The sequence below is a fragment of the Geothrix oryzae genome (assembly GCF_030295385.1).
Taxonomy (GTDB): domain Bacteria; phylum Acidobacteriota; class Holophagae; order Holophagales; family Holophagaceae; genus Geothrix; species Geothrix oryzae.
The window spans coordinates 1,195,101-1,218,434 of sequence record NZ_AP027079.1; the positions used below are offsets into that span (position 1 = coordinate 1,195,101).

Sequence of the window (23,334 nt, forward strand, 5' to 3'; positions counted from 1 at the left end):
ATTTCGTGCCAGGGCTTTTCGGGGTCGGGCGCCTCCCGGGGGGCTCTCGCCTACACTGGGACCATGACGCCTTCGACCCTCCGCGCTGTCATGGCCGCCCTCCGCAAGCCGGAGAGCGGCTGTCCCTGGGACCTGAAGCAGGACCATCAGACGCTGGTCCGCTACCTCCGCGAGGAGGCGGCGGAGGTGCTCGACGCGCTGGCGGCGCACCGGCCCGGGGACGCCGCCACGGAAGTGCACCTCTGTGAGGAGCTCGGCGACCTCTGGCTGCAGATCGCCTTCCACGCCCAGCTGGCGGCGGATCGCGGCGCCTGGGACCTCCACGAGGTGGAGCGGGCGGTGGTGGAGAAGCTGGTGCGCCGCCATCCCCATGTGTTCGCCGAGGTGGAGGTGGCGGGTGCCGAGGAGGTGCTCACCAACTGGGCCGCCATCAAGCGCGAGGAGAAGGGGCTCGGGCCCGAATCGGAGCCCCGGCTGCTGGAGGGCATCCCGGCTTCCATGTCCCCCATGGACGAGGCTCTGGAAATCGGCCGGCGCTGCGCCAAGGTGGGCTTTGAATGGCCGGATCTCGAAGGCGTCCTCGACAAGGTGAAGGAGGAGGTGGCCGAGCTGCAGGCCGAATCCGACCCCGTGCGCGTGGAAGAGGAGTTCGGCGATGTGCTCTTCAGCCTCATGCAGTGGGCCCGGAAGAAGGGCGTGGATCCCGACGCGGCCCTGCGCCGCCAGATGATCCGCTTCAAGGGGCGCTTCGAGTCCGTGGAGGATGACGCCCGGGCCGCCGGAGGCTGGGACCACCGCGACCTTGATCAGATGGAAGCGGCTTGGCAGGCGGCGAAGCGGAAGGCGAAGCCATGATGGCGCTGCTCGCCCCGCGGGGTGGCACGCCGCCGCCTGCAGCCGTGCTGCTGCTCGTCCCGGTGGTGTTCCTGGGGGTGTCCTGGCTCACCAACCGGCTCATGGGTCTTCCGGCCCTCTACGCGGCCTTCCCGGCCGATCCCACGGATCCCATCGAGAGGAACCTGGGCTGGCAGCAGATCGAATTCGGCGCCCTGCGGGGGCACTCGCCCATCTCCCTCAAGGTGGGGCGGCGCTGCCTCCACCTGAAGCAGCCCTTTCCCTTCCAGCCCGCCTGGTGGCAGGGGCCCGCCTCCATCCCCTGGGACCAGATCCGGATCGAGAAGGAGGCGAATGCCTCCGCCTGGGCTTTCATGAGCGCCGCCGAGTTCCGGCTGGGGCCGGAAGGCCGCTTGATCCGCCTGCGCGGCAGGGCCGCCCGGCGGCTCCAGGACCTGGTGAAACGGCGTCAGGAATGCGGCCCGCCCGCGGCAGGGCCGATCAGGCCCCGCTGACATTTATTTGGATGAGCATTGAATGAGGTCGCGCCGCGAACGCAGAGACCGATCAGTTGAGGTTCAGCCGCAGGACACCCCAGGCGGAGGCGCTGTAGAGGATCCCATTGCGGAAGGCGAGGCCCGAGCCGGTGAAGTTCAGGGTGGCGGGCGTGTTGAAGACCGGCACCCGGCAGGCCACGCCGCTGGAGGAGATCTGCAAGGGCCCCCACCCGCCGATGTCCTGGACGAGGAGGCTGCCGTTGCGGTCCACGGCGATGCCGGATGGGGCGTAGAGGAGCTTGCCCACATCCGCCACGCTGGCGCTACCCGCGCTGCCCAGGGTGAACCGGAGGGTGGTCACCCCTCCCTCGGGGCTGATTCGGCGAATGGCGGCATTGCCGAAGTCCGCCACGAAGAGGATGCCTGAAGGATCCACAGCGAGGCCGTAGGGATGGTCGAACCTCGCCGAGGCGCCGATGCCGTCGGTCGACCCGGCCTGACCGGCCATTCCGGCCAGGGTGGTGACCAGGCCATCGGGGCCCATGCGCCGGATGGCATTGCCGTCGGTCACATAGAGGTTGCCCTGGGCATCGGCGGCGAGCCCTGCGGGCGCGCTGAACCGGGCCTGGGAGCCCAGGCCGTCCTGCGTCCCCGTCTGACCGGCCGCGCCGGCCACCGTCGTGACCTGCCCGGCGGGCGTGATCTTCCGAAGGGTCGCGTTCAGGGCATCCGTGACGAAGACATTGCCGGACCCGTCGACAGCCGTGCTCACGGCCGCGCCGAACAGGGCCTGGGAGGCCGGTCCGTCGAGGGCCCCGCTCTGGTTGGGGACTCCGGCGTAGGTGCTGACGGTGCCCGCGGGGGTGATTTTCAGGATCGTGTTGTTGCTGGCGGGGAGGAAGACATTGCCTGCGGCGTCCATGCCGAAGTTCACGGGACCGAAGAGGGCGGGCCTCCGCTGGCCCGCCAGGGTGGTCACCTCGCCATCGGGCTTGATGGCACGGATCGCACTGTTCTGGTAGTCGGCGACCAGCACCTGCCCCGCGGCATCCACGGTCAATCCGGAGATGGTGGAGAACCTGGCCGTGGCCCCGGGACCATCGACCCAGCCCAATTTCCCTTCCACGCCGGCGAAGATCGAGACCGCGCCCGCCGGGGTGATCCTGGCGATGGCGTTCTCCCCGCCCACGAAGAGGCTGCCGTCGGGCCCGAGCGCCAGGGCGTTGGGGTTCCAGAGGGGCAGGGTGGTCGGCCAGGGGGCGCGGGTGGTGACGACACCTCCAGGGGTGATCGACCGGACGGCCCAGTTGCCGCTGTCCACCACGAGGAGGCTGCCGGAGGCATCCACCACGAGCCCGCTCGGTCGGACGAACCGGGCCGAAATCCCGGCCCCATCGATGCGTCCCGTCATCCCGGGCGATCCGGCGAGGGTGCTCACCTGCCCCTGGGGCGTGACCAGCCGGATGGTGTGGTTTCCGGTGTCCGCCACATAGATGTTCTCGGCGGCGTCCACGGCCAGGCCCTTGGGGTAGTTGAACAGGGCCGAGGCCCCCACGCCGTCCGCGCTTCCCGTCTGGTCGGGAACGCCCGCGAGGGTGGTCAGCGCGCCCCCGGGCTTGAAGCGGCACAGCGAGGATCCCACGAAGAAATAGACATTCCCGGAGGGCCCCATGGTCATGTACGACGGGCCTCCCTGGGGCAGAGAGGGGAGCGGCGTCGACACCAGGCCCTGGGCCGAGAGCATGCGGATGGCCCGGTTCCCGTAGTCGGCGATGAGCAGGTTGCCGGAGGGGTCCGCCACCACGGCCGAGGTGTAGCTGAACCTGGCGAAGGCCGCGGGCCCATCGACGACGGGTGCATTGGGGATGCTCGCCAGCAGGCTGGTGGCACCGGCGGTCGCCGGGAAGACCGTCAGCGTGCAGGTGGCGCTGACGCTCCCGCCGGCATTGCTGGCCGTCAGGGTGTAGGTGGTGGTCTGGTTTGGATGAACCCAGCAGGTGCTACCGGTGACGGTTCCGATCCCCTGGTCGAGGGTCAGGCTGGTGGCCCCGGTGACCTGCCAGGCCAGCTGGGCGGAGGAGGAGCCGCCGAGAAGGTAGGAGGGCGCGCTGAAGTAGCCGATGGTCGGGGCCGGCGTCGGGGCGGGGGCGGCGGCCTGGGTCCCACCGCTCCGGCTCCCGCAGGCCAGGGCCGCGGCCAGCAGAAGGCCCGTCGCGACCAGGGCCAGGGGCCTCCCGAGAAACCGGCGGCCCTTTTCAGCCTGGATGGCCCAGCAGGAGAGGACGGTCACCATGGACATAGTGGCTCCGGGATATGGGGGAAGGCCGGAACAGTATAGGCGACTGGGTTTGTCTCGATGAAGTCACACCGCGTCGGCGATGGCCTTGCCCATGTCCGTGGTGTGCGCCTGGCCGCCCATGTCCGGCGTGCGGAGGCCGCTGCCGAGGACCGTCTCGATGGCGGCCATGACCGAGGCGCCTGCCTCGGGGCAGCCCAGGTGGTCCAGCATCATGGCCCCGGCCCAGATCTGGCCGATGGGGTTGGCGATGCCCTGGCCGTAGATGTCGGGCGCCGAGCCGTGGACGGGCTCGAACATGGAGGGGAACTCGCGCTCGGGATTCAGGTTCGCGCTGGGCGCGATGGCGATGGTGCCCGTGCAGCCGGGGCCGAGGTCCGAGAGGATGTCGCCGAAGAGGTTGGAGCCCACCACCACATCGAACCAGTGCGGATTGCGCACGAACTGGGCGCAGAGGATGTCGATGTGGAACTGATCGACCTTCACCTCCGGGTAGGCCGCGGACATGGCCTTCACCCGCTCATCCCAGTAGGGCATGGTGATGGCGATGCCGTTCGACTTGGTGGCGGAAGTCAGGTGCTTCTTCGGCCGGGACTGGGCGATGTCGAAGGCCACCTTCAGGATGCGGTCCACGCCCTGCCGCGTGAAGACGCTCTGCTGCACGGCCATCTCCTGGTCGGTGCCTTCGTAGAGCCGGCCGCCGATGCTGGAGTACTCGCCTTCGTTGTTCTCGCGGACCACCATGAAGTCGATGTCGCCCACCTGGCGGCCCGCGAGCGGGCAGGGCACGCCGGGCATGAGCTTCACGGGACGCAGGTTGGCGTATTGGCGGAAGCCCCGGCGGATGGGGATGAGCAGGCCCCACAGGGAGATGTGGTCGGGGACGCCGGGAAAGCCCACGGCGCCGAGGAAGATGGCGTCGTGGCGGCGGATCTGGTCGAGCCCGTCCTCCGGCATCATGCGGCCGTGCTGGAGGAAGTACTCGCAGCTCCATGGGAACTCGTCCCAGCGGAAGCGCAGGTCGTGCTTCGCCGCGGCGGCCTCCAGCACGCGGATGCCTTCCGGCACCACCTCCTTGCCGATGCCGTCGCCGGGAATGACCGCGATCCTGAACTCACGCATGGCGTCCTCCTGTGAAGAAACCTGCAAATGTATCTAATTGGCGTACGAATTCGGCGGAATCGTAGCTCAGATACCTCTTCACACTATGCGACTGAGGGGTAGACTACGCACCGAAATCCCACCCCATCCTAACCATGGAGGCTCCTTATGAGCCATGAACCCGTTTCCGGAACGGCCCCGGCCGGAGGCTCGTCCGGCTGGCAGGGCGCCAGGCTGGTGCCAACCCTCGCGACCGTCCTTCTGGGTCTGCTCCTGTATGTTGGATTGCCTCGCCTGATGTCCGTGCCCGACGCCAAGCTCTTCACGGGCCAGCCTGCGGCGGCCAAGCCCGCTCCAGCGGCCGCCAAGCCCCCCATCAAGCCCGTTTCGGCGGTGGCCACGCCAATCCCAGTGGCGGCTCCGGCGCCGGCCAAGTCGCTGACCAAGGCCCAGCTGGAGGCCAAGGTGAAGGCGGAGGCTGAAGCCAAGGCCAGGGTCGAGGTCGAGGCCAAAGCGAAGGCGGAAGCCGATGCGAAGATGAAAGCCGAAGCGGAAGCCAAGGCCAAGGCTGATGCCGAAGCCAAGCGGAAGGCCGACTGGGTGAAGGGGCTGCACCTCTTCGCCATCTTCGTCACCACCATCGTTGGCATCATCGTCAAGGCGCTGCCCATGGGGGCGGTGGCCATGATCGGCATCGCCGTGACGGCCCTCACGGGCACCCTCGGCATCGCGGATTCCATGAGCGGCTTCTCGGATGTGGTGATCTGGCTGATCGTGCTGGCCTTCTTCATCTCCCGGGGCTTCATCAAGACGGGCCTCGGCGCCCGCATCGCCTACACCTTCATGGCCCTGCTCGGCAGGCGGACCCTGGGGCTCAGCTACGGCCTGGCCGCCACGGACCTGGTGCTGGCGCCGGCCATTCCCAGCAACACCGCCCGCGGCGGCGGCATCGTCATGCCCATCATGGCCTCGTTGGCCCGCGCCTACGGCAGCAACCCCGGCGACGCCAGCGCCCGGAAGATGGGCTCGTTCCTCACGCTGACCGCCTACCAGGTGAACTGCATCACCAGCGCCATGTTCCTCACCGCCATGGCCGCCAATCCGCTGGCCCAGAAGCTCGCGGGCGACCTCAAGGTGAACATCACCTGGGGCGGGTGGGCCCTCGCGGCCCTTGTGCCCGGCGCGGTGGCCCTGCTCCTGGTGCCCTTCCTGATCTACCGGCTCCACCGCCCCGAGATCACGGAGACGCCGGAGGCCGTGGAGATGGCCAAGGGCCATCTGCGCGACCTGGGGCCCATCAAGCGCCAGGAGTGGATGATGCTGGGCGTCTTCGTGATGCTGCTGGTGCTGTGGATCTTCGCGAAGCAGCTGGGCGACCTCAATCCCACCACTTCCGCCCTGGCGGGTCTTGCGGTGCTGCTCCTGAGCGGAGTCTTGAACTGGGAGGACATCAAGGCCGAGACCGGCGCCTGGGACACCCTGGTGTGGTTCGCGGCCCTCGTGATGATGGCCAGCTTCCTCAACAAGCTGGGCATGGTGCCCTGGTTCAGCAAGACCATGGGCGGCATGGTCGCGGGCAAGGGCTGGATCGCCGCCTTCCTGGTGCTGGCGCTGGTCTATTTCTACAGCCACTACTTCTTCGCCAGCAATACGGCCCATGTGGCCTCGATGTACGCGGCCTTCCTCGGCGTCTCCATCGTGGCCGGGGCGCCCCCGGTGCTTGCCGCCCTGGTGCTGGCCTTCTTCAGCAACCTCTTCGCGGGCATGACCCACTACGGGACGGGGCCGGCGCCGGTGTTGTTCGGAACGGGCTATGTGGAGCTGGGCACCTGGTGGCGGACGGGACTCATCGTGAGCGTCGTGAACATCCTCATCTGGGTGGGTCTCGGCGGCCTCTGGTGGAAGGTGCTGGGTCTCTGGTAGGTTTCCCCCGCTCACGAAAAAGCCCCGCGGCAGCGGGGCTTTTTCGCAGGGGAGGAGTCCTCAGCCCAGGATCTTCGACAGCCCGTAGGCGACGCAGGTGGAGACGCTGACCCCGATGAGGCCGGGGATCATGAAGCTGTGGTTGAGCAGGTACTTGCCGATCCGCGTGGTGCCGGTGCGGTCCATGTTGATGGCGGCGAGGTCGCTGGGGTAGAAGGCGAAGAAGAAGTAGGCGTAGCTGGCGGGGATGAGGCTGAGCAGCAGCGGCGTGGGCAGGCCCAGGGCGTAGCCGAAGGGCAGCATGATGGTGAGCGTGGCGGCCTGGCTCTTCACGAAGGCGGACACGGCGAACATGGCGAGGGCGAAGGTCCAGGGGGCCACCTGCACCATGGTCTTGATGTTGGCCACCAGGTAGCTCTCGTTGGCCTTGATGAAGGTCTCGCTCATCCACGCGATGCCGAAGATGGAGACGACGGCGATCATGCCCGCGATGAAGACGCTGGAGCGGGCGATGTCCGGGGCCTTCACCTTGGTGGCGAACAGGATGAACGAGCCGAAGGCCAGCATGACGATCTGCACCACGGTGGTCATGGGCACGACCTTGCCGTTCACCAGGGGCAGGAGGCTGGGCTTCATGGCGATGAGGATGATGGTCAGCACGCCGGCGAAGAAGAGGCCCACGGAGAGCTTTGCGGTGAAGGGGATCTCCATGCCCAGGGTGGTCACATTGGCGTCCAGGGCCTTGGCGAACTCGGGATCCTTCATGCGCTCCAGGAACTCGGGGTCCTCATCCAGCTCCTTGCCGCGGTTGAAGCTCCAGGCGGCGGCGGCCAGCACGCCGATGATGCCGGCGGGCAGGGTGATGCGGATGATGTCGAAGAGGCCCACGGGATGGCCGTTCTTCGCGGCCATGGCCAGGAAGGTGGTGACGGCGGCGGCCACGGGGCTGGCCGTGATCCCCATCTGGGAGGCCACGCTCGAGATGGCCATGGGCCGCTCGGGGCGGATCCGGGTCTTCAGGGCCACATCGGAGATGACCGGCAGCAGCGCGTAGACCGCATGCCCCGTGCCCACGCAGACCGTGAGGAAGAAGGTGGAGAGGGGCGCCAGGATGGTCACATATTTGGGGTGGGCGCGGAGCAGGCGCTCCGTCAGCTGCACCAGGTAGTCGAGGCCGCCCGCGACCTGCAAGGTGGCCGACGCGGTCACCACCGCGAGGATGATGAGCATCACATCGATGGGGGGCGTGCCCGGGGCCACGCGGAAGCCGAGCACCAGCACGGCCACGCCCAGGCCGCCGATGAGGCCCAGCGCCACGCCGCCCTTCCGGATGCCCAGGAGGATGGCCGTGAGCACGAGTACGAACTGGATCCAGAACATGAAGGCTGGGGACATGGTCTCGTTCTCCTTTGAACCAGGTGTGTGGAAACCTGGGACGGCTGGAATCGTAGCAGACGAGTAGGTAATGAATGGAGCGGATGGCCGGTTTTTTTAGTTGAATAACCCCAGGTGGGTCGACCCCGGCCCCAGACCGGATCGTGTCATCAGGATGGTCCTGCGGATCCGCCCCGCCAGGTGGAACCGCCGAGTAGATCTGCGGGGCAGGTTAGGATGACCCCTTCAGGATGGCCCGCCGTGAATGCCCTTCCCTTCCATGTCGTCACCCTCACCCACCCGGGATGGGAGGAGGCCCTGGCCTGCGCAAAGCGCCTGCCCGGCGATGCGCTGCCGGAACTGCGGCTGGACCTGTTCCCCGAGGCGGATCCCGAGGCCCTGGTGGACGCCTTGAGGCGCCGCTGTCTGGTGACCTGCCGCCGGGTCTCCGAGGGCGGCCGCTGGCCTGATGAGGACCCGGAAGGGCGACTGACCCACTTGGCCAAGGCCGTGAAGGGCCGTCCGGCCTGGCTGGACTTGGAGTGGGACCTGCCCGTGCCGGAGGAGATCCAGGCCGCCCGGACCCATGTGCGGCTGCTGCGCTCGATCCATGTGCCGCCCGGTGTCTTCGACCTCGAGGCCCGGCTCCAGCGCCTGCCGGAAGGTGAGGCCTTCAAGTGGGTGGGCTGGGCAGATCGCCTGGAGGATAACGCCCGCCTGAGGCCCGCCCTGGCCTGGGCCCGGGATCGTGGCCTGGCCCTGTCCGCCTTCCTCATGGGGCCCAAGGGCATCCCCAGCCGCGCCCTGCAGGGAGCCTGGGGCGGGGCCTTCACCTATGCCGCACCGGACGATGGCCCCGCGGCCGCCCCGGGCCAGCTCCCCCTGGCCACGCTCCAGGCCTGGCGCTGCGCCCGCCTGCATCCGGGGCACGGTCTCTGCGGCGTCATCGGCGATCCGGTGCTCCATTCCCGGGGCCCGGCCTTCCACAACCCGCGGTTCCAGCGGGCCTTCAAGGATCTCCTCTACCTGCCCCTGGCCTGTGGAGAGGCCGGGGAGGCGGTGGCGGCCCTGGAGGCCCTCGGCGTCTTGGGCCTGAGCATCACGGCGCCCCTCAAGCTGGACCTGCCGCAGGCCCTGGGCCTGGAAGGGCCCCTCAATACCCTCTGGCGGCGGGCGCCCGGCGATCCCTGGCAGGGCGCCAACACGGATGCGGAGGCCTTCGGGCAGGCGCTGTCCAGCCTGGTCCCCGGACCCGTGCTGCTCCTCGGCGCTGGCGGCGTGGCGCGCACCAGCCGCGCGAGCCTGGAAGCGGCCGGCCGGCCGGTGCTCCAGGTCTCGCGTCAGCGGCCCGTGACGCCCGGCGAGGTGGCGGCCTTCGGCCCCGTGGGTCTCGTTCAGGCCACGAGCCTGGGGATGGCGCCGGAGGATCCCGCCCCCTTCGGCGATCTGCTGGAGGCCGCCCGGCCGTCCGCCCGCTGGGCCGTGGAGTGGATCTACAAGGAGGACACCGCCTTCGCCCTCTGGGCCCGGGAGGCGGGCCTGGCGCTGGTCGAGGGGAGCGCCCTCTTCGAGGCCCAGGCGGAGGCGCAGAGCCGGCGGTTCATCGAAGGCTGCGGGGGGGCGCTCTAAGTCATAAGGAGCCGATACCTGATAGCTTCTACCCATGGATCTGCTGCTCGTCGAGGACAAGGACAGCTTCCGCCGCCTGCTGACCCAGGCCCTCGAGGGGTCGGCCTGGTCGGTGCGGGCGGTGGCAGATCCGCAGGAGGCCCTGAGGGCCCTGGAGGCGGCGCCGGCCCATGTGCTGGTGACGGATCTGCGCCTGCCGGGCATGAGCGGGCTGGAGCTGATCCGGCGGGCCCGCCAGCTCCAGCCGGGCCTGCGCGTGGTCCTCATGTCCGCCTTCGGAGAGCCCCGCGACATCGTGGAGGCCATGCGGCTCGGCGCCGACGACTTCCTGCCCAAGCCCTTCGACCTGGACGCGTTCCTGGCCCTGCTGGACCGCCTGCGGGCCCTGGTGGGCGCGCCGCCCCCGGACCCGGCGGAACCCTGGATCGCCCACGGCGCCCCCATGCAGGCCCTGGAGGGCGCCCTGGGGCGGGCGGCCGCCACGGCCCTGCCCGTGCTCTTCCGCGGGGAGCGCGGCGCCGGCAAGAGCCGCTGCGCCCGCCGGCTCCATGCGCTGCGCCATCCGGCAGCCCCCTTCCTGAGTCTGGCCGCCGAGACCCTGGGTCCCGAGGGGCCGGATCCGCGCACCCTGCAGCTGCTCCAGGGCGGCAGCCTGTACCTGGCGGACCTGGCCCACCTCTCGCCGGGGGCCCTGGGGCCCCTGACCCGGGCCATGGACGGCCCCCTTGGGGCGGGATTGTGCTGGATGGCCGGTGTGGACGCCGAAGTCGCGCTGCCCCCGGACCTGGCCCAGCGCCTTGGGTCGCTGGAGCTGAAAGTCCCCCCCCTGCGCGAGCGCCGGGAGGATCTCCTGATCCTGGCGCGGCTCTTCCTGACGCGGGCCGCGCGGCGCGAAGGCCGGCCGGAGCCCTGGCTGGAGCGGGCCGCCGAGCGCCAATTGCTGGATCACGCCTGGCCCGGCAACCTCCGCGAGCTGGAGGTGCTGGCGGGGCGGACGATCCTCTTCTCCGAAGGGCCCGTCATCCGCGCCTTCCCGGATCTCGGGCTGGACGGGGCCCCCCTGCGCCTGCCCTGGCCGGCACCCGGAACCCTCGAGGTCATGCTAAAGGCCGTGGCGCGCTCGGCGGAGGGCGAGCTGCTGCGGAAGGCCCTGCGGGAAGCGGGGGGAGACCTCCCCCCGGCGGCGGAAGGTCTGGGGCTGACGGTGCGAAGCCTCGCCCAGCGCTTGCGGGAGCATGGCATCCCTCTGGAAGATGGAGATCCCGACTCCGTTCCACGGAAGGCCCCATGATCCAGGATCCGCCCCAGCCTCCTCCCGTCCTCGCCCCCCCGGTGCGTTCCCCGGAAGGCATCCGTCCGGCGGCCCGGGCGGGGCTCACCGCGCTGCAGGCCGTGGTCGTGGGCAAGGAATCCCAGGTCCGGCGGGCCTTCGCGGCCCTCCTCGCCGGGGGCCATGTGCTGCTGGAAGACCTGCCGGGCGTAGGCAAGACCACCCTGGCCAAGGGGCTTTCGCGCATCCTCGGCGGCAGCTTCCAGCGGGTGCAGGGAACCAACGACCTGCTGCCCTCGGACCTGCTGGGGGTGCACCTCTGGGACGCCAAGGAGCAGTCCTTCCGTTTCCAGCCGGGGCCGGTGTTCTGCCATGTGCTGTTGCTGGACGAGCTGAACCGCATCGGCCCCAAGACCCAGAGCGCCATGCTCGAGGCCATGGTGGAGGGACAGGTGACCCTGGATCGCAGCACCCATCGCCTCCCCGATCCCTTCTTCGTCATCGCCACCCAGAACCCGCTGGACCATGCGGGCACCTTCCCCCTGCCCGAGAGCCAGCTTGATCGCTTCTCCTGCGCCCTCCACCTCGGTTATCCAGACCGGGAGGCCGAGCGGCGCATCCTCAAGGGGGAAGCCGGCTCGGAACGCCTGGACACCTTGAACCCCGCCCTGGATCTCGAGGGCTGGAAGCAGGCCCGCGCGGCCGTCCGGGCCGTCCGGGTGTCCGATGCGGTGCTGGATTATGCTGAGCGCATGGTGGACCGCATCCGCACCGAAGGGGGCTTCTGCTCCACCCGCGCGGCCAAGCACTGGCTGGGGCTGGCCCAGGCCGAAGCCTGGCTGGAGGGCCGCGACTTCATCACGCCGGACGACCTGCAGAGCACCCTGGCCGACACCATGGCCCACCGCGGCAGCCTGGACGAGCGGCGCCTGAGCCGCAACGACCGGCGCGAGCAGCTGGCCCGGCTGCTCAAGGAGCTGCCCGTGGGGTGGGCGGGATGAGGGGCGACGATACGGTCGGCCAGCTCCTCCAGGAGGCGCGCATGGCCAAGGGGCTGTCGCGCGAGATCCTGGCCCTGGAGCTGAAGCTGCCCATCCGCCACATCGAGGCCATCGAGGCCGACGACTGGGCGGCCCTGCCGCCGGGCCGCTCCCGTCCCCTGGCCCGCCAGCTGGCGGAGCGCCTTGGCGTGGACCTGGAATTCCACACCGATGCCTTCCAGACGGTGCCCGGCGCCCAGGAATGGGCTCCGCCCGATCCGCGGCAGGAGCGCCTGGAGCGCGTCGTCATGGGCCTTTTGACTGCGGCCTCGGTTCTGGTGGTGCTGTGGCTGGTGGTCCCTGGCCCGAGCCTGGGGCGGAAGCCGTCGCCCAGCTACCTGTCCGCCCTGCCCAGGGCCGCGCTGCCGCCCCCCCCTCCGCCTTCCACCGCGGCCTATCCGGTGCTGGGCGAGCTGCTGCCCGAGGCCCCCCTGAACGAGCAGGGCGTGCTGATCAGCCTCCGGTCCATGGACACCTGCGAAGTGCGGCTGGAGCCCCTCCCCGAATCCGGCGAGCAGGCTCAGACCCACACCCTACGCGTGTCCGAACCCTGGCGGCTCCGGGTGAAGGGGCCCTTCGCGCTGGTGCTGGACAACGCCGGGGTGGTGAATGTGGAAGTGGCGGGCGTGCGGATTCCCCATGGCCAGAATGTGGGCGAGGCCTGGACCGGCCGCTTCGACGCCGAGGGCCGCTGGCTCCGGCCGTCGCCGCCGCCGACCGAGCCGCCCGAACCCGCGACCCCCGATGATGACGAGGATGGACCCCGACCATGAGCATGCACCCCATCGTCGAACGGTTCCTCCTGGGCACCCTCCCCGAGCCCATGGTGGTGGCCCTGGTCGGCGGGAGTCTGCCGGTCCCCGCCAAGGACCTGCTCCAGGCCCTGGCCCATGTGGCCCTGGAGGAGACGCCCCACACGGCCCGGGCCCTCGGTTTCTTCGCCACCATGCCCGAGTCCATGCTCGCCGGTCTGCTGCTGGAGCCCGTGGAACCACCGCGGCCCCTGCAGCTGGTGCTCTGCCACCGCAAGGAGCCGGCCCTGCTCGAAGCGGCCCTCCTCAACCCTTCGCTGACCTCGGAGATCGTCGAAGCCTCGGTACCGAGCCTGCCGGGCTCCGTGCTCGAGATCGTGCTGAACAACCAGGTGATGTGGATCGAGCGCCCGCGCATCCTCGACCTGCTGGAGGAGCACCCCGAGGGTGAATATGTCATCAAGCGGCGGGTGAACGAATACCGCTACGAAGTGCTGCGCCTCATCCCCGAGGAGGTCAAGAAGGACCGCTTGGAGATCATCAACGAGGTCGAAGCCGGGAAGCTGGATCGAGCCTGGTCCGAGCTGCCCCTGCCCAAGACCAAGTCGCAGGAGGAGGCGGACGCGGAGATCGAATCCGAGGAACAGGCCGCCGAGCGCCGTCTCCTCGCCCAGAAGCCCCTGGTGCACGAGGATGGCCAGGAGATCAACCTCACGGTGACCCAGCGCATCACCAAGCTCAGCACCAACCAGAAGATCATGCTGGCCATCAAGGGGGGCAAGGAGGAGCGCGCCATCCTCATCCGCGAGGCCAACCGCCTCATCCAGGTCAATGTCATCCGCAACGGCCGCATCACCGAATCCGAGATCGCCTACATCGCCCAGATGCGCACCGTGAACGAGGAAGTGCTGCGCATCATCTCCAACAGCCGCGAGTGGATGAAGAAATACCCCATCACCAAGGCCCTGGTCATGAATCCCCGCACACCCCTGCCCGTGGCCATGACGCACTTCAAGCGCCTGATCGACAGCGACATGAAGCTGCTGATGAAGGACCGCAATGTGCCCGAGCTGATCCGCCGCGAGGCCAAGCGCCTGGTGGAGATGAAGGCCCACGGGAAAGGGTAGGGCGGTGGGGTTCCCCCCTTGGCCCCAAATCAGAAGGCCCCCGACCGGGGGCCTTCTGATTTGGAGCGGGCGATGGGGATTGAACCCACGACATCAAGCTTGGGAAGCTTGCGTTCTACCACTGAACTACGCCCGCGGCAGGCCATCATCCTACCGCAAAGGCCCCGGGTGGGGCCAGTCCGGGCTCAGCCCAGGTAGGCCGCGATCACGCGCTCGTTCCGGCTCAGCTCGTCCGGGGTGCCCTCGACGGCAATGCGCCCGCGTTCCATGACATAGGCGTAGTCGGCGACCTCGAGGGCGCTCTTGGCGAACTGCTCCACGAGGAGGAGGGTGATGCCCTCTTCCTTGAGGCGGCGGATGGTGCGGAAGACCTCCTGCACGATGACCGGCGCGAGGCCCATGGAGGGCTCGTCCAGCAGCATCACCTTGGGGCGGGCCATGAGGGCGCGGCCGATGGCCAGCATCTGCTGTTCGCCGCCGGACAGGGTGCCGGCGGCCTGGCGGGTGCGATCCCTCAGGCGGGGGAACAGGTCGTAGACCCGGTCCAGGTCGCCGCGGGCCTTGGTCCGGTAGCCGAAGAACCGCGGCAGGCGGCTGTAGGCACCCAGGAGGAGGTTGTCCTCCACCGAGAGCGGGCCGAAGACCTTCCGGCCCTCGGGGGCGTGGGCGAGGCCCAGGCGGGCGATGCGGGAGGCATCCAGGCCCTGCACTTCCTGGCCGTCGAGGACCACGCGGCCCCGGCCCGGCTTGAGGCCCCCGGAGATGGCGCGCATGGTGGTGGTCTTGCCCGCGCCGTTGGCGCCGATGAGCGCCACGAGGGTGCCCTTTTTCACCGACAGCGTGGTCCCCGTCAGCACCTCGCTGGCGCCGTAGCCCGCATGGAGATCCTCCACTTGCAGCATGGATCGCTCCTTCAGGCGGGCAGCGGCTCGGCGCCGCCGGCGGTGTCAGTGTCGGTCTCGGGTTGCGGGGGCTGGCCCAGGTAGGCCTCCACCACCTTCGGGTGGCGCTTCACCTCGTCGGGCGTGCCTTCGGCGATGACGCGGCCGCCGTCGAGCACGGTCACGGTGTCGCAGAGCTCGCTCACGACATCCATGTGGTGCTCGATGAGGAGGATGCTGATGCCGCGCCGGTGGATCCGCTTGATGATCTCGATCAGCTGGACCACATCGGGATGGGCTAGGCCCGCGGCGGGTTCGTCCAGGATGAGCAGGTCCGGCTTGCGCGCCAGGGCCCGGGCCACCTCCAGGAAACGCTGGGCGCCGTAGGTCAGATCCTTGGCCCGGGTGAGGGCCTGGTCCTTCAGTCCGACCCGGTCCAGCAGGCAGAGGGCATCGGCCTGGGCTTGGCGCTCCTCGCGCCGGGCGAGCCCCAGCAGCACCAGGGGCAAGGGGCTGCGGTACACCCCCCGGAGCGCCACCATGACATTTTCGAGGGCCGTCAACTCGGCGAAGAGCTGGAGGTTCTGGAAGGTGCGCGCCACGCCGGACTTCGACACCTGGAAGAGGCTTCCGGACGGCAGCACCATTCCGCGGAGCAGGATGCGGCCCGCGGTGGGCGTGTAGAGCCCGGAGATGACATTGACCACGGTGCTCTTGCCGGAGCCGTTGGGTCCGATGAGGCCGTGGATGCTGCCGGACTTGATGGTCATGGAGAGGCCGTCCACGGCCTTCACGCCGCCGAAGTGGCGCCGGAGGTCCTCGAGGACGAGCAGGGGCGCGCCATCCGAGGCGCGGGGCGGCAGGATGGCCTCGATGTCCGAAGGTTCGGGCAGGGGCGCATGGGGCACCCGGAAGAGCTTCGCCAAGAAGATGGCGAGAAAACCCATGAGACCCTCGGGCAGGCCCACCACCACCGAGAAGAGCATCAGCGCGAAGATGGCCTTGCGCCAGTCCTCGGTGTTCTCCACGAAGAAGCCGCCCACCACCAGGAGCCCCATGGCCGCCACGGGGGCCAGGGCCTGGAAGGGGCGCGTGGTCTTCTTGACGAGGCCCCGCAGGCCCGCCGCCAGGGCCATCGCAAAGCCCAGGCCCGAGAACACCTGGAAGAGCAGCCGGTTGGAGAGCAGGTTGGGCAGCAGGACAATGACAGAGGCGCCCACAAAGGCCCCCCAGAGGCTCTTGCGGCCGCCGAGGACCACCCCCAGCAGCAGGATGATCATCAGGTCGTAGACGAAGCTCTGGGGCTGGAGGTACTGGAAGTTGAAGGCGTAGAGCCCGCCCGCCAGGCCGCCGAGCCCCGATCCCAGGGCGAAGGCCGCGACCTTGTGCCGGTAGGTGCCGACCCCCATGGCATCGGTGGCGATGGGGCTGTCGCGCAGGGCCTCGAAGGCCCGGCCCCACTGGGAGGCCAGCAGGTTGCGCATGAGCATCCACACCACGGCCAGCAGGGCCATGCAGAGCCAGTAGAAGAGGGGAGGGGTGAGGGAGTGGCCGAAGATGGGCGGCCGGGTCAGGCTCAGGCCCTGGGCGCCCCCCGTGAGGCCTTCCAGTTCGTTGAGCGCCGTGGTGCTGAGGGCCGCGAAGCTCAGGGTGGCCAGGGCGAACTGGGGGCCTTCCAGACGCAGGGCCGGCAGGGCCAGCAGGCCGCCCAGCAGGAGCCCCACGGCCATGGCGGCCAGGAGCGCCGGTGCCATGCCGAGGCCCAGCTTGGTGACGGCGAGCCCGGCGGTGTAGGCGCCCAGGCCCAGGAAGGCCACATGGGCGAGGTTCACCTGGCCCAGGTAGCCCACGGTCACATCCAGGCCGATGAGCAGGATGCCGTAGATGGCCAGCAGGGTGAGGAGGCCCAGGGCGTAGGGGTTCACCACCAGCAGGGGGATGGTGGCCAGCAGGGCGAAGACGATGAGCTCGGCGCCGCGGAGGAGGAGGATGCGCTTCATCGTCACACCTTCCGGATGGTGGCTTTGCCGAACACGCCCGTGGGCCGCACCGCCAGGGCGAGGATCAGCAGGACGAGACCCGGCGCCTCGCGCCAGCCGCTTCCCAGGTAGAAGCTGGCCAGGCTTTCCAGCGCGCCCAGGAACATGCCGATGAGCACCACGCCGAAGCCCGAATCCAGGCCGGCCACCACGGCCACGGAGAAGGCCTTGAGGATGAGCGCCGAGGCCATCGTGGGGCCCACGGTGGTGATGGGGGACACGAGGATGCCCGCCAGGGCCGCCACGGCGCCGGACAGGCCATAGGACAGCATCACCGTGCGGGTGGCGGAGATGCCCATGAGCTCCGCGGCGTCGCGGTCGGCCGATACCGCCTCGAAGGCCTTGCCCAGCAGCGTGCGGCGCTTGAAGAGCTCAATGGCGCCCATGATGGCCAGCACGCCCACGGCCACGGACAGCTCCAGCCGCGTGACATCCACCCCCAGCACATGGATGGGATCCGCCGAGATGGGGGTGGGGAAGGGCCGGTCGTCGCGACCCCAGATGTTCTCGGCCGCCGAGAAGAAGAAGAGGCCGATGATGATGCTGAGCAGGATCCAGCCTTCGCTCTTCTGCTCGAGCGCGAGCCGCACGCCGGCCCGTTCGACCACCAGACCGAGCACCGCGCCGAAGAGCAGGCCGCCAGGGATCATCAGCCAGTAGGGCAGGCCGAGGTTCGTGAGGGTGAGGCTGAAGAAGGCCGAGACCATCACCAGCTCGCCCTGGCCGAAGTTGATGCTCTTGCTGGTGGCGTAGGTGAGCTGGAAGCCGTACGCGATGAGCGCGTAGACCAGGCCCATCAGGGCGCCGCTCACGGCCATCTGTCCGATGATCTGGGCATTCATGCGGGCCTGCCTCGAAAGGGGAGGAGGGAAAAAGCGGGGGGCCGAAGCCCCCCGGTTCGCGGGTGCGGAAGCTACTTCGTCTTGCCCTTGCCTTTGACCTTGGCGGGTGTGGCCGTCACGGCGGACTTGCGGAGGCGTTCGCGGTCGGCGTCGTTGCCGAAGACCACGCGGCCGTCCTTCACCATGCCCATGACGGTCTGCTCGCGGCGGAAGGCCTCGTGGGTGGTCACATCCGCGGGGTCCCACTTGGTGTAGGGGTGGTTCCAGGTCGCGATGACACCCACCACGGGCTCCTTCAGATCCTCGAGCGCCTCCTTGACCTTGCGGGTGTCGGTGGTGCCGGCCTGCTTGACGGCGGCGGCCATGAGGTAGACGGCGTCATAGCCCTGGGCGGCGGCCACGGGGGAGGGGATGCGGCCCACCTTGAAGGTCTTGTGGTAGCCGTCGATGAAGCTCTTCGCCTTGGGGGTGATGGGCTCCTCGATGAAGGTCTGCGGCATCAGCGTGCCGTTCCCGTTCTTGCCGGCGTTGTCGATGTAGTTGGACATGGAGAGCGTCCAGCCGCCGATGAGGGGGGCCTTCATGCCGATCTTGGCTTGGCCGTTGGAAATGGCCGCCAGCTCGGGCCCGATGCCCCAGATGAGGATGGCCTGGGCGCCCGCAGATTTGGCGCGCAGCAGCTGGGCGGTCATGTCCTTGTCGCCGATGTTGAACTTCTCCTGGGCCACCACGGTGAGCTTGTTGCCCTGCTTCTTGATCTGGTCCAGCATGTCGTCGCGGCCGGACACGCCGTAGTTGGTGGAGTCATAGACCACGGCCACCTTGGTGAACTTGCGGTTGATGGCCTCTTCCACCACCATGGCCGCCTGGATGCCGTCGTGGGCCGCGAAGCGGAAGATGGAGCAGTCCTTCACGCCGGCCTTGCTCCACTGGGTCATGGAGGCCGATCCGGCCGCGGGGCAGATGATCTTGGTGATGCCCTTCTCCTGCAGGTGCTTGTCGCCCGCCATGCAGACGCCGGTGTTCACGGTGCCGATCACGCCGGTGAGATCGCTCATGGCCGCCAGTTCCTGGGCGATGAGGGCGCCGCGCTCGTTCTTGGCCTCGTCGTCGCGCTCGATGATCTCGATTTTCATCTTCCGGCCGCCCACCTGGATGCCCCCGGCGGCATTGATCTCGGCGATGGCGAGCTTGGAACCGTCCCGCGCAGAGGTTCCCATGGGCGCCGAACCGCCGCTGAAGGGGCCCGTGAGGGCGATCTTGACGGTGTCTCCACCTGCGGCCTGCAGGCCGAAGGCGGCAGTCAAGAGCGAGACGAAGAAGGTCTTCTTCAGCATGGGTCCTCCCGGGGGAGATCAGGTTGGAGTGGCTTGGTGGCCGCAAGCATAGCGGCCCCCGCCCGCCCTGGGAAGGCGCGCCGGTTCCTTCCACGCCCGCGGCAAGGTGTGGCCGCCTACCTGGGCTGGAGGGCTTCGAGCCTGGCGTGCACCCAGGCCAGCAGATCCTCGCCGCCGACCACGCGCTGCTCGGCGATGAACAGCGGCATTCCGAGGGCCCGGGCATGGGCCTGGCCGAGCTTGACGGCGTCCTTCTCGGTGCACACGAGCCAGGCGGCTCCTTCCGTTCGTGCCTCATTCTGAAGCCGCACCAGGTCGGCGGGCGAGGGGCCACGGTGGTCGGGAAAGCTGCGGGAGCCCACCCAGACCACGCCGGCCACCAGCAGATCGGCATAAAAGGCCTCGGGGTGGCCGAGGCCGCACCAGGCATAGGCGGGACCAGCCACCGGGGCGGGGCCGGGCAGGGGGGACCGGGTTTCCGTCCCCCAGGCCCGGAGGGCGCCGAGGGTGAAATCCACCCAGAAGATGGGACCGCCACCGTAGCGGGACCACCAAGCCTCCACCGCGGCGCGATCCTTCACGCGGCCCGCCCGCGTGACCACCAGCGCATGGGCCCGGCGGGCGCTGTCCATGGGCTCGCGCAGGTCGCCCAGGGGCAGCATGCGGCCGTCACCCCAGAGACGCACGCCGTCCAGCACCAGCAGATCCAGATCGCGATGGAGGGCCCGGTGCTGGAAACCATCGTCCAGCAGGAGGCAGCGCAGCCCCGGCCGCTGGGCCAGGGCCCGGAGGGCGGCCGCATGGCGCTTGCGCCCCACGACCACGCGGCCCGGATCCAGACGCCGGGCCATGAGGAGGGGTTCGTCCCCGGTCTGGCGGGGGTCGGAATCCGCCTCGACGCTCATGGGATCAATGTCCCGCCGCCCGCCGTAGCCCCGCGAGAGCACGGCATTGGCCCACCCCGCCGCCTCCAGGCCCTCGGCCAGGAACAAGGTCAGGGGGGTCTTGCCGGTGCCGCCGGCGCTGAGGTTGCCCACGGACACCACGGGCACCCCCGCCCGCCCGACCCGCTCGGGATGGGCGTCGAAGCTGCGGTTCCGCGCGCGCACCACCCTTCCGTACAAAGGGGCGAGCGGAGCTGCCAGATGGCGCAGAATGGACATGGATCCAGGTTAGCGGAGGGACAGGCATGAGCGAGGGCATCCTGCTGGAGAAGGTGGCGCGGGGCGCTCTGCTGCCCCAGGCGGAGCGGGTGGCCCGGCTCGAAGCGGCCCTCCCCCAGATCCTGGCCGCCGTGGCGGGCGAGACCGGCGAAGTCGCGCTGGAGGCCACCCTGGCCTGCCTCCTGTGGGAGGCCCTTCCCCAGACCAACTGGTGCGGGTTCTATCGGCGCGTCGGCGAGGGGATGCTGGCCGTGGGTCCTTACCAGGGGGGCATGGGTTGCCTGCGCATCGCCTTCGAGAGGGGCGTCTGCGGGGCCTGCGCGCGCACCGCCACCACCCAGCTGGTTCCGGATGTCCACGCCTTCCCCGGTCACATCGCCTGCGATGACGCCACCCGGAGCGAACTCGTGATCCCGGTCATGATCGGGGGGCGCCTGGAGGCGGTGCTGGACCTGGATTCCCCCCATCCAGAGGGTTTTTCCGGGGCCGAGGCCCGGCTTCTGGAAGGCCTGCTGGCCCGGGCTTTTGCCGGTGCGATGAAGGGCTGAGGTTCACCCGCCCGGGGGCATGGGGTAACCTAGGACACTCCCCGGGACCTTCATGGCTGAACCCAGCTTCATCGATCAAAGCAAGCTGCGCTTCCGCGAAGGCGAGATCGTCTTCCGCAAGGGGGAGATGTCCCAGCAGATGTACATCATCCTGGCGGGCAAGGTCCGGCTCTATGTCTCAGAGGAGCCCAAGGGCGATTGGGCGGAAGAACTGTCCAAGGGGGACTTCTTCGGCGAGGGCAGCCTGCTCGAGGCCCTCCCCCGTCAGCACACGGCCCTGGCCCTGGAGGACTCGGACCTCATCGCCATCAACCGCGGCACCTTCCTGCGCATGATCCGCCAGAACCCGGAAGTCTCCGTGAAGATGATGCAGCGCCTGGCCCAGCGGCACCGGGAAGTGGGCGAGCGCCTGGAGACCCTGGACGCCCAGCGGCCTCAGAAGGCCCCAGGCGGCCCGGTGGCGAACCTGATCTCCGTGCTGGGTGGCAAACCCCATCCGATCCTGTCCCATGGCTCGCTCATCGGCCGGTTCGACCCCACCACCGGCGTCCACCCCGACATCGACCTCTCGGAGGAGGACCACAACCTGAGCGTCTCCCGGCGCCATGCGCGCATTCTCTGCGAGCACGGCCGCTATTTCCTGCTGGAGGAGCCCGGCGTGGCCAATGGCACCTTCGTGCGCGGCGAGCGGATCCTGCCGGGCGAGCCCCGGGAACTGAAGCACGGCGACCGGGTGGGCTTCGGCATGGTGGTGCTGTTCTTCGAAAAGACCTAACCTTCCCGCGCAGCGGAAAGGGGAAGGAGGAGCCGATGGGTACGGACCTGCATGTGGAGCTTTGGCGGGATGAGCATGGTGTCATCCGGGAGTTGGTGCAGTTCGGGCTGGACGAGATCGGCGGCGCTTGCGTGATCCGCGAGCGCAACAGCCTCGATGCCCTCGACGGGGATGTTAACGAGGGCGACGCCATCGTCGCCCGCTTCGGCGACCCGGAGGATGCCCGGGACTTCCTGCGCGACGAGGGCTTCGAGCCTGTGTAATCGTGGATGGGCAGGAGGTGATTGATGCATTCGTTGTTCAACCCGACGGACCGGGACGCCTTGGCTCGCCGGATTGCAGAGCTGGAGCCGGATGCCCAGCGCCAATGGGGGAAGATGGATCCCGCCCAGATGTTGAGGCACTGCGCCATCGCCTTGGGTGATCTCCTGGGTGAGCGCCCGGTGAAGCAGGTCTTCCTCGGCAAGCTGATCACGCCCCTGATCCGGGGCCAGATTTTCGGGGACAAGCCCTTCCGCCGGAACTCCCCCACCGACCCGATCTATGTGGTGGCCGATGCCCGCGACTTCGAGGCCGAGCGGGCCCGGCTGGCCACCCTCATCGACCGTGTGGTCCAGCTTGGCGCCGCGAAGACCGAGGGCATGGTCCATCCCTTCTTCGGGCGGCTCAGCGGCGCCCAGTGGGGCCAGCTGATCTACAAGCACTTCGACCATCATTTGAGGCAGTTCGGGGCCTGATGCTATCCGGGGGGACCGCCTGCTCGCGGTGCTTGCGATGTCCCCCCGGAGCCCCCACACCTCGACCGGGCAAAGCTCGGCCTCGGTGTTCGAATCTTTTCTTACCTGCAAAATCGCCCGGCGTTTGCCGGGCGATTTTGCAGGTAAGAACGGAGCTTAGTTGGTACCGATCCCCATGGTCTTCGCGGCCTTGGTGAGTTCGGGGACGACTTCGAAGAGGTCGCCGACGATCCCGTAATCCGCCAGCTTGAAGATGGGGGCCTCGGGATCCTTGTTGATGGCGACGATAAACTTCGAGCCGCTCATACCGGCGATGTGCTGGATGGCGCCGCTGATGCCGCAGGCGATGTAGAGGGTGGGACTGACGACCTTGCCGGTCTGGCCCACCTGCATGCTGTGGGGCAGGCCCCAGCCGGCGTCCACGGCGGCCCGGGAGGCGCCGACGACGCCCCCGAGGGCGTCCGCCAGTTCCTCGAGGATCTTGAAGTTGGCGCCGTCCTTCATGCCGCGGCCGCCGCTGACGATGACATTGGCTTCGCTGAGGTCCACCTTGCCGCTGGCCTTGGCGAGGATCTCCTTCACCACGGACTTGAAGTCGCTGGCCGGTACGGCCAGGGTTTCGGTGGTTCCGGCCGCGGCCTTTTCGGCGGCGGGGAACACATTGGGGCGGGTGGTGGCCACCTGGACCCCGCTGGCGAAGGAGGTGGTGGCGAAGGCCTTGCCTGCGTACACCGGGCGGACGGCCTGGAGCTTGCCATCGACCATGGACAGGCCGGTGACATCCGAAGCGTAGCCGGCGCCCAGGCGGGCGGCGGCGCGGGGCGCGACATCCTTGCCCACGGCCGTGGCGGCGGCGAGGAGCACGGTGGCGCCCTTGCTCTTCACGGCGTCGGCGAGGACGGCGGCGAAGACATCACTGGAATAGGAGGTCAGGGCCGGGCCCTCGGCGGTGAGGATCACATCGGCACCGTACTTGGCGGCCTCCGCGGAACCCGAGCAGGAGGCACCGGCGAAGAGGGCGCCCAGCTGCTTGCCGGCGGCATCCGCCAGACGGCGGCCCTCGCTGAGGGCTTCGAGGCTGGGTTTGCGGATCTGGCCGTCCTTCAGTTCACAGAACACGAGAATCATGGATGTCATCCTTTCGAATCGGATCAGTCGGCAGAGGGGGA

At 69.1% G+C, this 23,334-nt stretch carries 21 protein-coding genes and 1 tRNA gene; 12 read left to right on the top strand and 10 right to left on the bottom strand.

Translation table 11 applies throughout. From position 1 onward, the window contains the following. Positions 1-63 precede the first annotated feature (63 nt). The gene (gene mazG, locus QUD34_RS05460; protein ID WP_286355587.1) at positions 64-855 is read left to right on the top strand and encodes a nucleoside triphosphate pyrophosphohydrolase; all 792 of its coding nucleotides are present in this window, start codon (positions 64-66) and stop codon (positions 853-855) included. Continuing rightward, entirely contained in the window at positions 855-1,349 is a 495-nt protein-coding gene (locus QUD34_RS05465; RefSeq protein ID WP_286355588.1) for a hypothetical protein, read from the top strand. The genes mazG and QUD34_RS05465 overlap by 1 nt, the downstream gene beginning before the upstream one ends. A gap of 52 nt (positions 1,350-1,401) precedes the next feature. Here QUD34_RS05465 and QUD34_RS05470 read toward each other — a convergent pair whose 3' ends face one another. Next, positions 1,402-3,630, bottom strand: coding sequence for an NHL repeat-containing protein (locus QUD34_RS05470; protein ID WP_286355589.1), 2,229 nt, complete (start codon positions 3,628-3,630; stop codon positions 1,402-1,404). Between the two features lie 63 nt (positions 3,631-3,693). After that, a complete protein-coding gene (locus QUD34_RS05475) occupies positions 3,694-4,749 on the bottom strand; it encodes a tartrate dehydrogenase (RefSeq protein ID WP_286355590.1) in 1,056 nt (351 codons plus the stop codon). Between the two features lie 147 nt (positions 4,750-4,896). Between QUD34_RS05475 and QUD34_RS05480 the strand changes: the two genes are divergently transcribed. Continuing rightward, positions 4,897-6,651 carry an anion permease gene (locus QUD34_RS05480; RefSeq protein WP_286355591.1) on the top strand — a complete coding sequence of 585 codons (1,755 nt, stop codon included), beginning with the start codon at positions 4,897-4,899 and terminating at the stop codon, positions 6,649-6,651. Positions 6,652-6,711: 60 nt separating this feature from the next. Here QUD34_RS05480 and QUD34_RS05485 read toward each other — a convergent pair whose 3' ends face one another. Then, the gene (locus tag QUD34_RS05485; protein WP_286355592.1) at positions 6,712-8,046 is read right to left on the bottom strand and encodes an anaerobic C4-dicarboxylate transporter; all 1,335 of its coding nucleotides are present in this window, start codon (positions 8,044-8,046) and stop codon (positions 6,712-6,714) included. Between the two features lie 240 nt (positions 8,047-8,286). Here QUD34_RS05485 and QUD34_RS05490 point away from each other — a divergent pair, with 240 nt between their 5' ends. The 5 genes from QUD34_RS05490 to QUD34_RS05510 are packed head-to-tail and all read left to right on the top strand — an operon-like array spanning position 8,287 to position 13,843. Then, a complete protein-coding gene (locus tag QUD34_RS05490; protein ID WP_286355593.1) occupies positions 8,287-9,654 on the top strand; it encodes a type I 3-dehydroquinate dehydratase in 1,368 nt (455 codons plus the stop codon). 34 nt (positions 9,655-9,688) lie between these two features. Then, positions 9,689-10,945, top strand: a complete 1,257-nt coding sequence (locus QUD34_RS05495) for a sigma-54-dependent transcriptional regulator (RefSeq protein WP_286355594.1) — start codon at positions 9,689-9,691, stop codon at positions 10,943-10,945. After that, positions 10,942-11,925: an AAA family ATPase gene (locus QUD34_RS05500; protein ID WP_286355595.1), complete on the top strand. Its 984-nt coding sequence runs from the start codon at positions 10,942-10,944 to the stop codon at positions 11,923-11,925. The genes QUD34_RS05495 and QUD34_RS05500 overlap by 4 nt, the downstream gene beginning before the upstream one ends. Continuing rightward, positions 11,922-12,737: a helix-turn-helix domain-containing protein gene (locus QUD34_RS05505; protein ID WP_286355596.1), complete on the top strand. Its 816-nt coding sequence runs from the start codon at positions 11,922-11,924 to the stop codon at positions 12,735-12,737. The genes QUD34_RS05500 and QUD34_RS05505 overlap by 4 nt, the downstream gene beginning before the upstream one ends. Beyond that, entirely contained in the window at positions 12,734-13,843 is a 1,110-nt protein-coding gene (locus QUD34_RS05510; RefSeq protein ID WP_286355597.1) for a hypothetical protein, read from the top strand. Before QUD34_RS05505 ends, QUD34_RS05510 begins: the two co-directional genes overlap by 4 nt. Positions 13,844-13,904: 61 nt before the next feature. On the opposite strand, the gene QUD34_RS05515 is transcribed toward QUD34_RS05510, so the two are convergent. From QUD34_RS05515 to lpxK, 6 genes are all read right to left on the bottom strand, one after another. Beyond that, positions 13,905-13,979: transfer RNA gene (locus QUD34_RS05515), tRNA-Gly, on the bottom strand. Between the two features lie 49 nt (positions 13,980-14,028). Beyond that, on the bottom strand, positions 14,029-14,745 hold the full coding sequence (locus tag QUD34_RS05520; protein WP_286355598.1) for an ABC transporter ATP-binding protein: 717 nt from the start codon (positions 14,743-14,745) through the stop codon (positions 14,029-14,031). An 11-nt stretch (positions 14,746-14,756) separates the two neighbouring features. After that, entirely contained in the window at positions 14,757-16,724 is a 1,968-nt protein-coding gene (locus tag QUD34_RS05525; RefSeq protein WP_286355599.1) for a branched-chain amino acid ABC transporter ATP-binding protein/permease, read from the bottom strand. 2 nt (positions 16,725-16,726) lie between these two features. Further along, positions 16,727-17,605 carry a branched-chain amino acid ABC transporter permease gene (locus tag QUD34_RS05530; RefSeq protein WP_286355600.1) on the bottom strand — a complete coding sequence of 293 codons (879 nt, stop codon included), beginning with the start codon at positions 17,603-17,605 and terminating at the stop codon, positions 16,727-16,729. Positions 17,606-17,676: 71 nt separating this feature from the next. Beyond that, complete coding sequence (locus QUD34_RS05535) at positions 17,677-18,942, bottom strand: ABC transporter substrate-binding protein (RefSeq protein ID WP_286355601.1); 1,266 nt, start codon at positions 18,940-18,942, stop codon at positions 17,677-17,679. A gap of 116 nt (positions 18,943-19,058) precedes the next feature. Further along, positions 19,059-20,105 carry a tetraacyldisaccharide 4'-kinase gene (gene lpxK, locus QUD34_RS05540; protein ID WP_286355602.1) on the bottom strand — a complete coding sequence of 349 codons (1,047 nt, stop codon included), beginning with the start codon at positions 20,103-20,105 and terminating at the stop codon, positions 19,059-19,061. Positions 20,106-20,131: 26 nt separating this feature from the next. On the opposite strand from lpxK, the gene msrC reads away from it, so the two are divergent. Genes msrC through QUD34_RS05560 form a run of 4 tightly spaced genes read left to right on the top strand, consistent with a single transcriptional unit; the run spans position 20,132 to position 22,165 of the window. Further along, a complete protein-coding gene (msrC, locus tag QUD34_RS05545; protein WP_286355603.1) occupies positions 20,132-20,653 on the top strand; it encodes a free L-methionine (R)-S-oxide reductase MsrC in 522 nt (173 codons plus the stop codon). Positions 20,654-20,705: 52 nt separating this feature from the next. Beyond that, a complete protein-coding gene (locus tag QUD34_RS05550) occupies positions 20,706-21,428 on the top strand; it encodes a cyclic nucleotide-binding domain-containing protein (protein ID WP_286355604.1) in 723 nt (240 codons plus the stop codon). Between the two features lie 35 nt (positions 21,429-21,463). Then, positions 21,464-21,691, top strand: coding sequence for a hypothetical protein (locus QUD34_RS05555; RefSeq protein ID WP_286355605.1), 228 nt, complete (start codon positions 21,464-21,466; stop codon positions 21,689-21,691). Between the two features lie 24 nt (positions 21,692-21,715). Next, positions 21,716-22,165, top strand: coding sequence for a DUF1569 domain-containing protein (locus QUD34_RS05560; RefSeq protein ID WP_286355606.1), 450 nt, complete (start codon positions 21,716-21,718; stop codon positions 22,163-22,165). Between the two features lie 156 nt (positions 22,166-22,321). Here the strand turns inward: QUD34_RS05560 and QUD34_RS05565 are convergent, their stop codons facing one another. Continuing rightward, on the bottom strand, positions 22,322-23,302 hold the full coding sequence (locus QUD34_RS05565; RefSeq protein WP_375380001.1) for an electron transfer flavoprotein subunit alpha/FixB family protein: 981 nt from the start codon (positions 23,300-23,302) through the stop codon (positions 22,322-22,324). Positions 23,303-23,334 lie beyond the last annotated feature (32 nt).

Excerpts from the sequence above, each read along its gene's own strand:
- QUD34_RS05485 (WP_286355592.1), bottom strand. The coding sequence starts at position 8,046 with ATGTCCCCAGCCTTCATGTTCTGGATCCAGTTCGTACTCGTGCTCACG.
- QUD34_RS05525 (WP_286355599.1), bottom strand. The coding sequence starts at position 16,724 with ATGAAGCGCATCCTCCTCCTCCGCGGCGCCGAGCTCATCGTCTTCGCC.
- QUD34_RS05505 (WP_286355596.1), top strand. The coding sequence starts at position 11,922 with ATGAGGGGCGACGATACGGTCGGCCAGCTCCTCCAGGAGGCGCGCATG.
- QUD34_RS05535 (WP_286355601.1), bottom strand. The coding sequence starts at position 18,942 with ATGCTGAAGAAGACCTTCTTCGTCTCGCTCTTGACTGCCGCCTTCGGC.
- QUD34_RS05530 (WP_286355600.1), bottom strand. The coding sequence starts at position 17,605 with ATGAATGCCCAGATCATCGGACAGATGGCCGTGAGCGGCGCCCTGATG.
- QUD34_RS05500 (WP_286355595.1), top strand. The coding sequence starts at position 10,942 with ATGATCCAGGATCCGCCCCAGCCTCCTCCCGTCCTCGCCCCCCCGGTG.
- mazG (WP_286355587.1), top strand. The coding sequence starts at position 64 with ATGACGCCTTCGACCCTCCGCGCTGTCATGGCCGCCCTCCGCAAGCCG.
- QUD34_RS05475 (WP_286355590.1), bottom strand. The coding sequence starts at position 4,749 with ATGCGTGAGTTCAGGATCGCGGTCATTCCCGGCGACGGCATCGGCAAG.
- QUD34_RS05470 (WP_286355589.1), bottom strand. The coding sequence starts at position 3,630 with ATGTCCATGGTGACCGTCCTCTCCTGCTGGGCCATCCAGGCTGAAAAG.
- QUD34_RS05480 (WP_286355591.1), top strand. The coding sequence starts at position 4,897 with ATGAGCCATGAACCCGTTTCCGGAACGGCCCCGGCCGGAGGCTCGTCC.
- QUD34_RS05555 (WP_286355605.1), top strand. The coding sequence starts at position 21,464 with ATGGGTACGGACCTGCATGTGGAGCTTTGGCGGGATGAGCATGGTGTC.
- QUD34_RS05560 (WP_286355606.1), top strand. The coding sequence starts at position 21,716 with ATGCATTCGTTGTTCAACCCGACGGACCGGGACGCCTTGGCTCGCCGG.
- QUD34_RS05465 (WP_286355588.1), top strand. The coding sequence starts at position 855 with ATGGCGCTGCTCGCCCCGCGGGGTGGCACGCCGCCGCCTGCAGCCGTG.
- QUD34_RS05565 (WP_375380001.1), bottom strand. The coding sequence starts at position 23,302 with ATGACATCCATGATTCTCGTGTTCTGTGAACTGAAGGACGGCCAGATC.
- QUD34_RS05550 (WP_286355604.1), top strand. The coding sequence starts at position 20,706 with ATGGCTGAACCCAGCTTCATCGATCAAAGCAAGCTGCGCTTCCGCGAA.
- msrC (WP_286355603.1), top strand. The coding sequence starts at position 20,132 with ATGAGCGAGGGCATCCTGCTGGAGAAGGTGGCGCGGGGCGCTCTGCTG.
- QUD34_RS05520 (WP_286355598.1), bottom strand. The coding sequence starts at position 14,745 with ATGCTGCAAGTGGAGGATCTCCATGCGGGCTACGGCGCCAGCGAGGTG.
- lpxK (WP_286355602.1), bottom strand. The coding sequence starts at position 20,105 with ATGTCCATTCTGCGCCATCTGGCAGCTCCGCTCGCCCCTTTGTACGGA.
- QUD34_RS05495 (WP_286355594.1), top strand. The coding sequence starts at position 9,689 with ATGGATCTGCTGCTCGTCGAGGACAAGGACAGCTTCCGCCGCCTGCTG.
- QUD34_RS05510 (WP_286355597.1), top strand. The coding sequence starts at position 12,734 with ATGAGCATGCACCCCATCGTCGAACGGTTCCTCCTGGGCACCCTCCCC.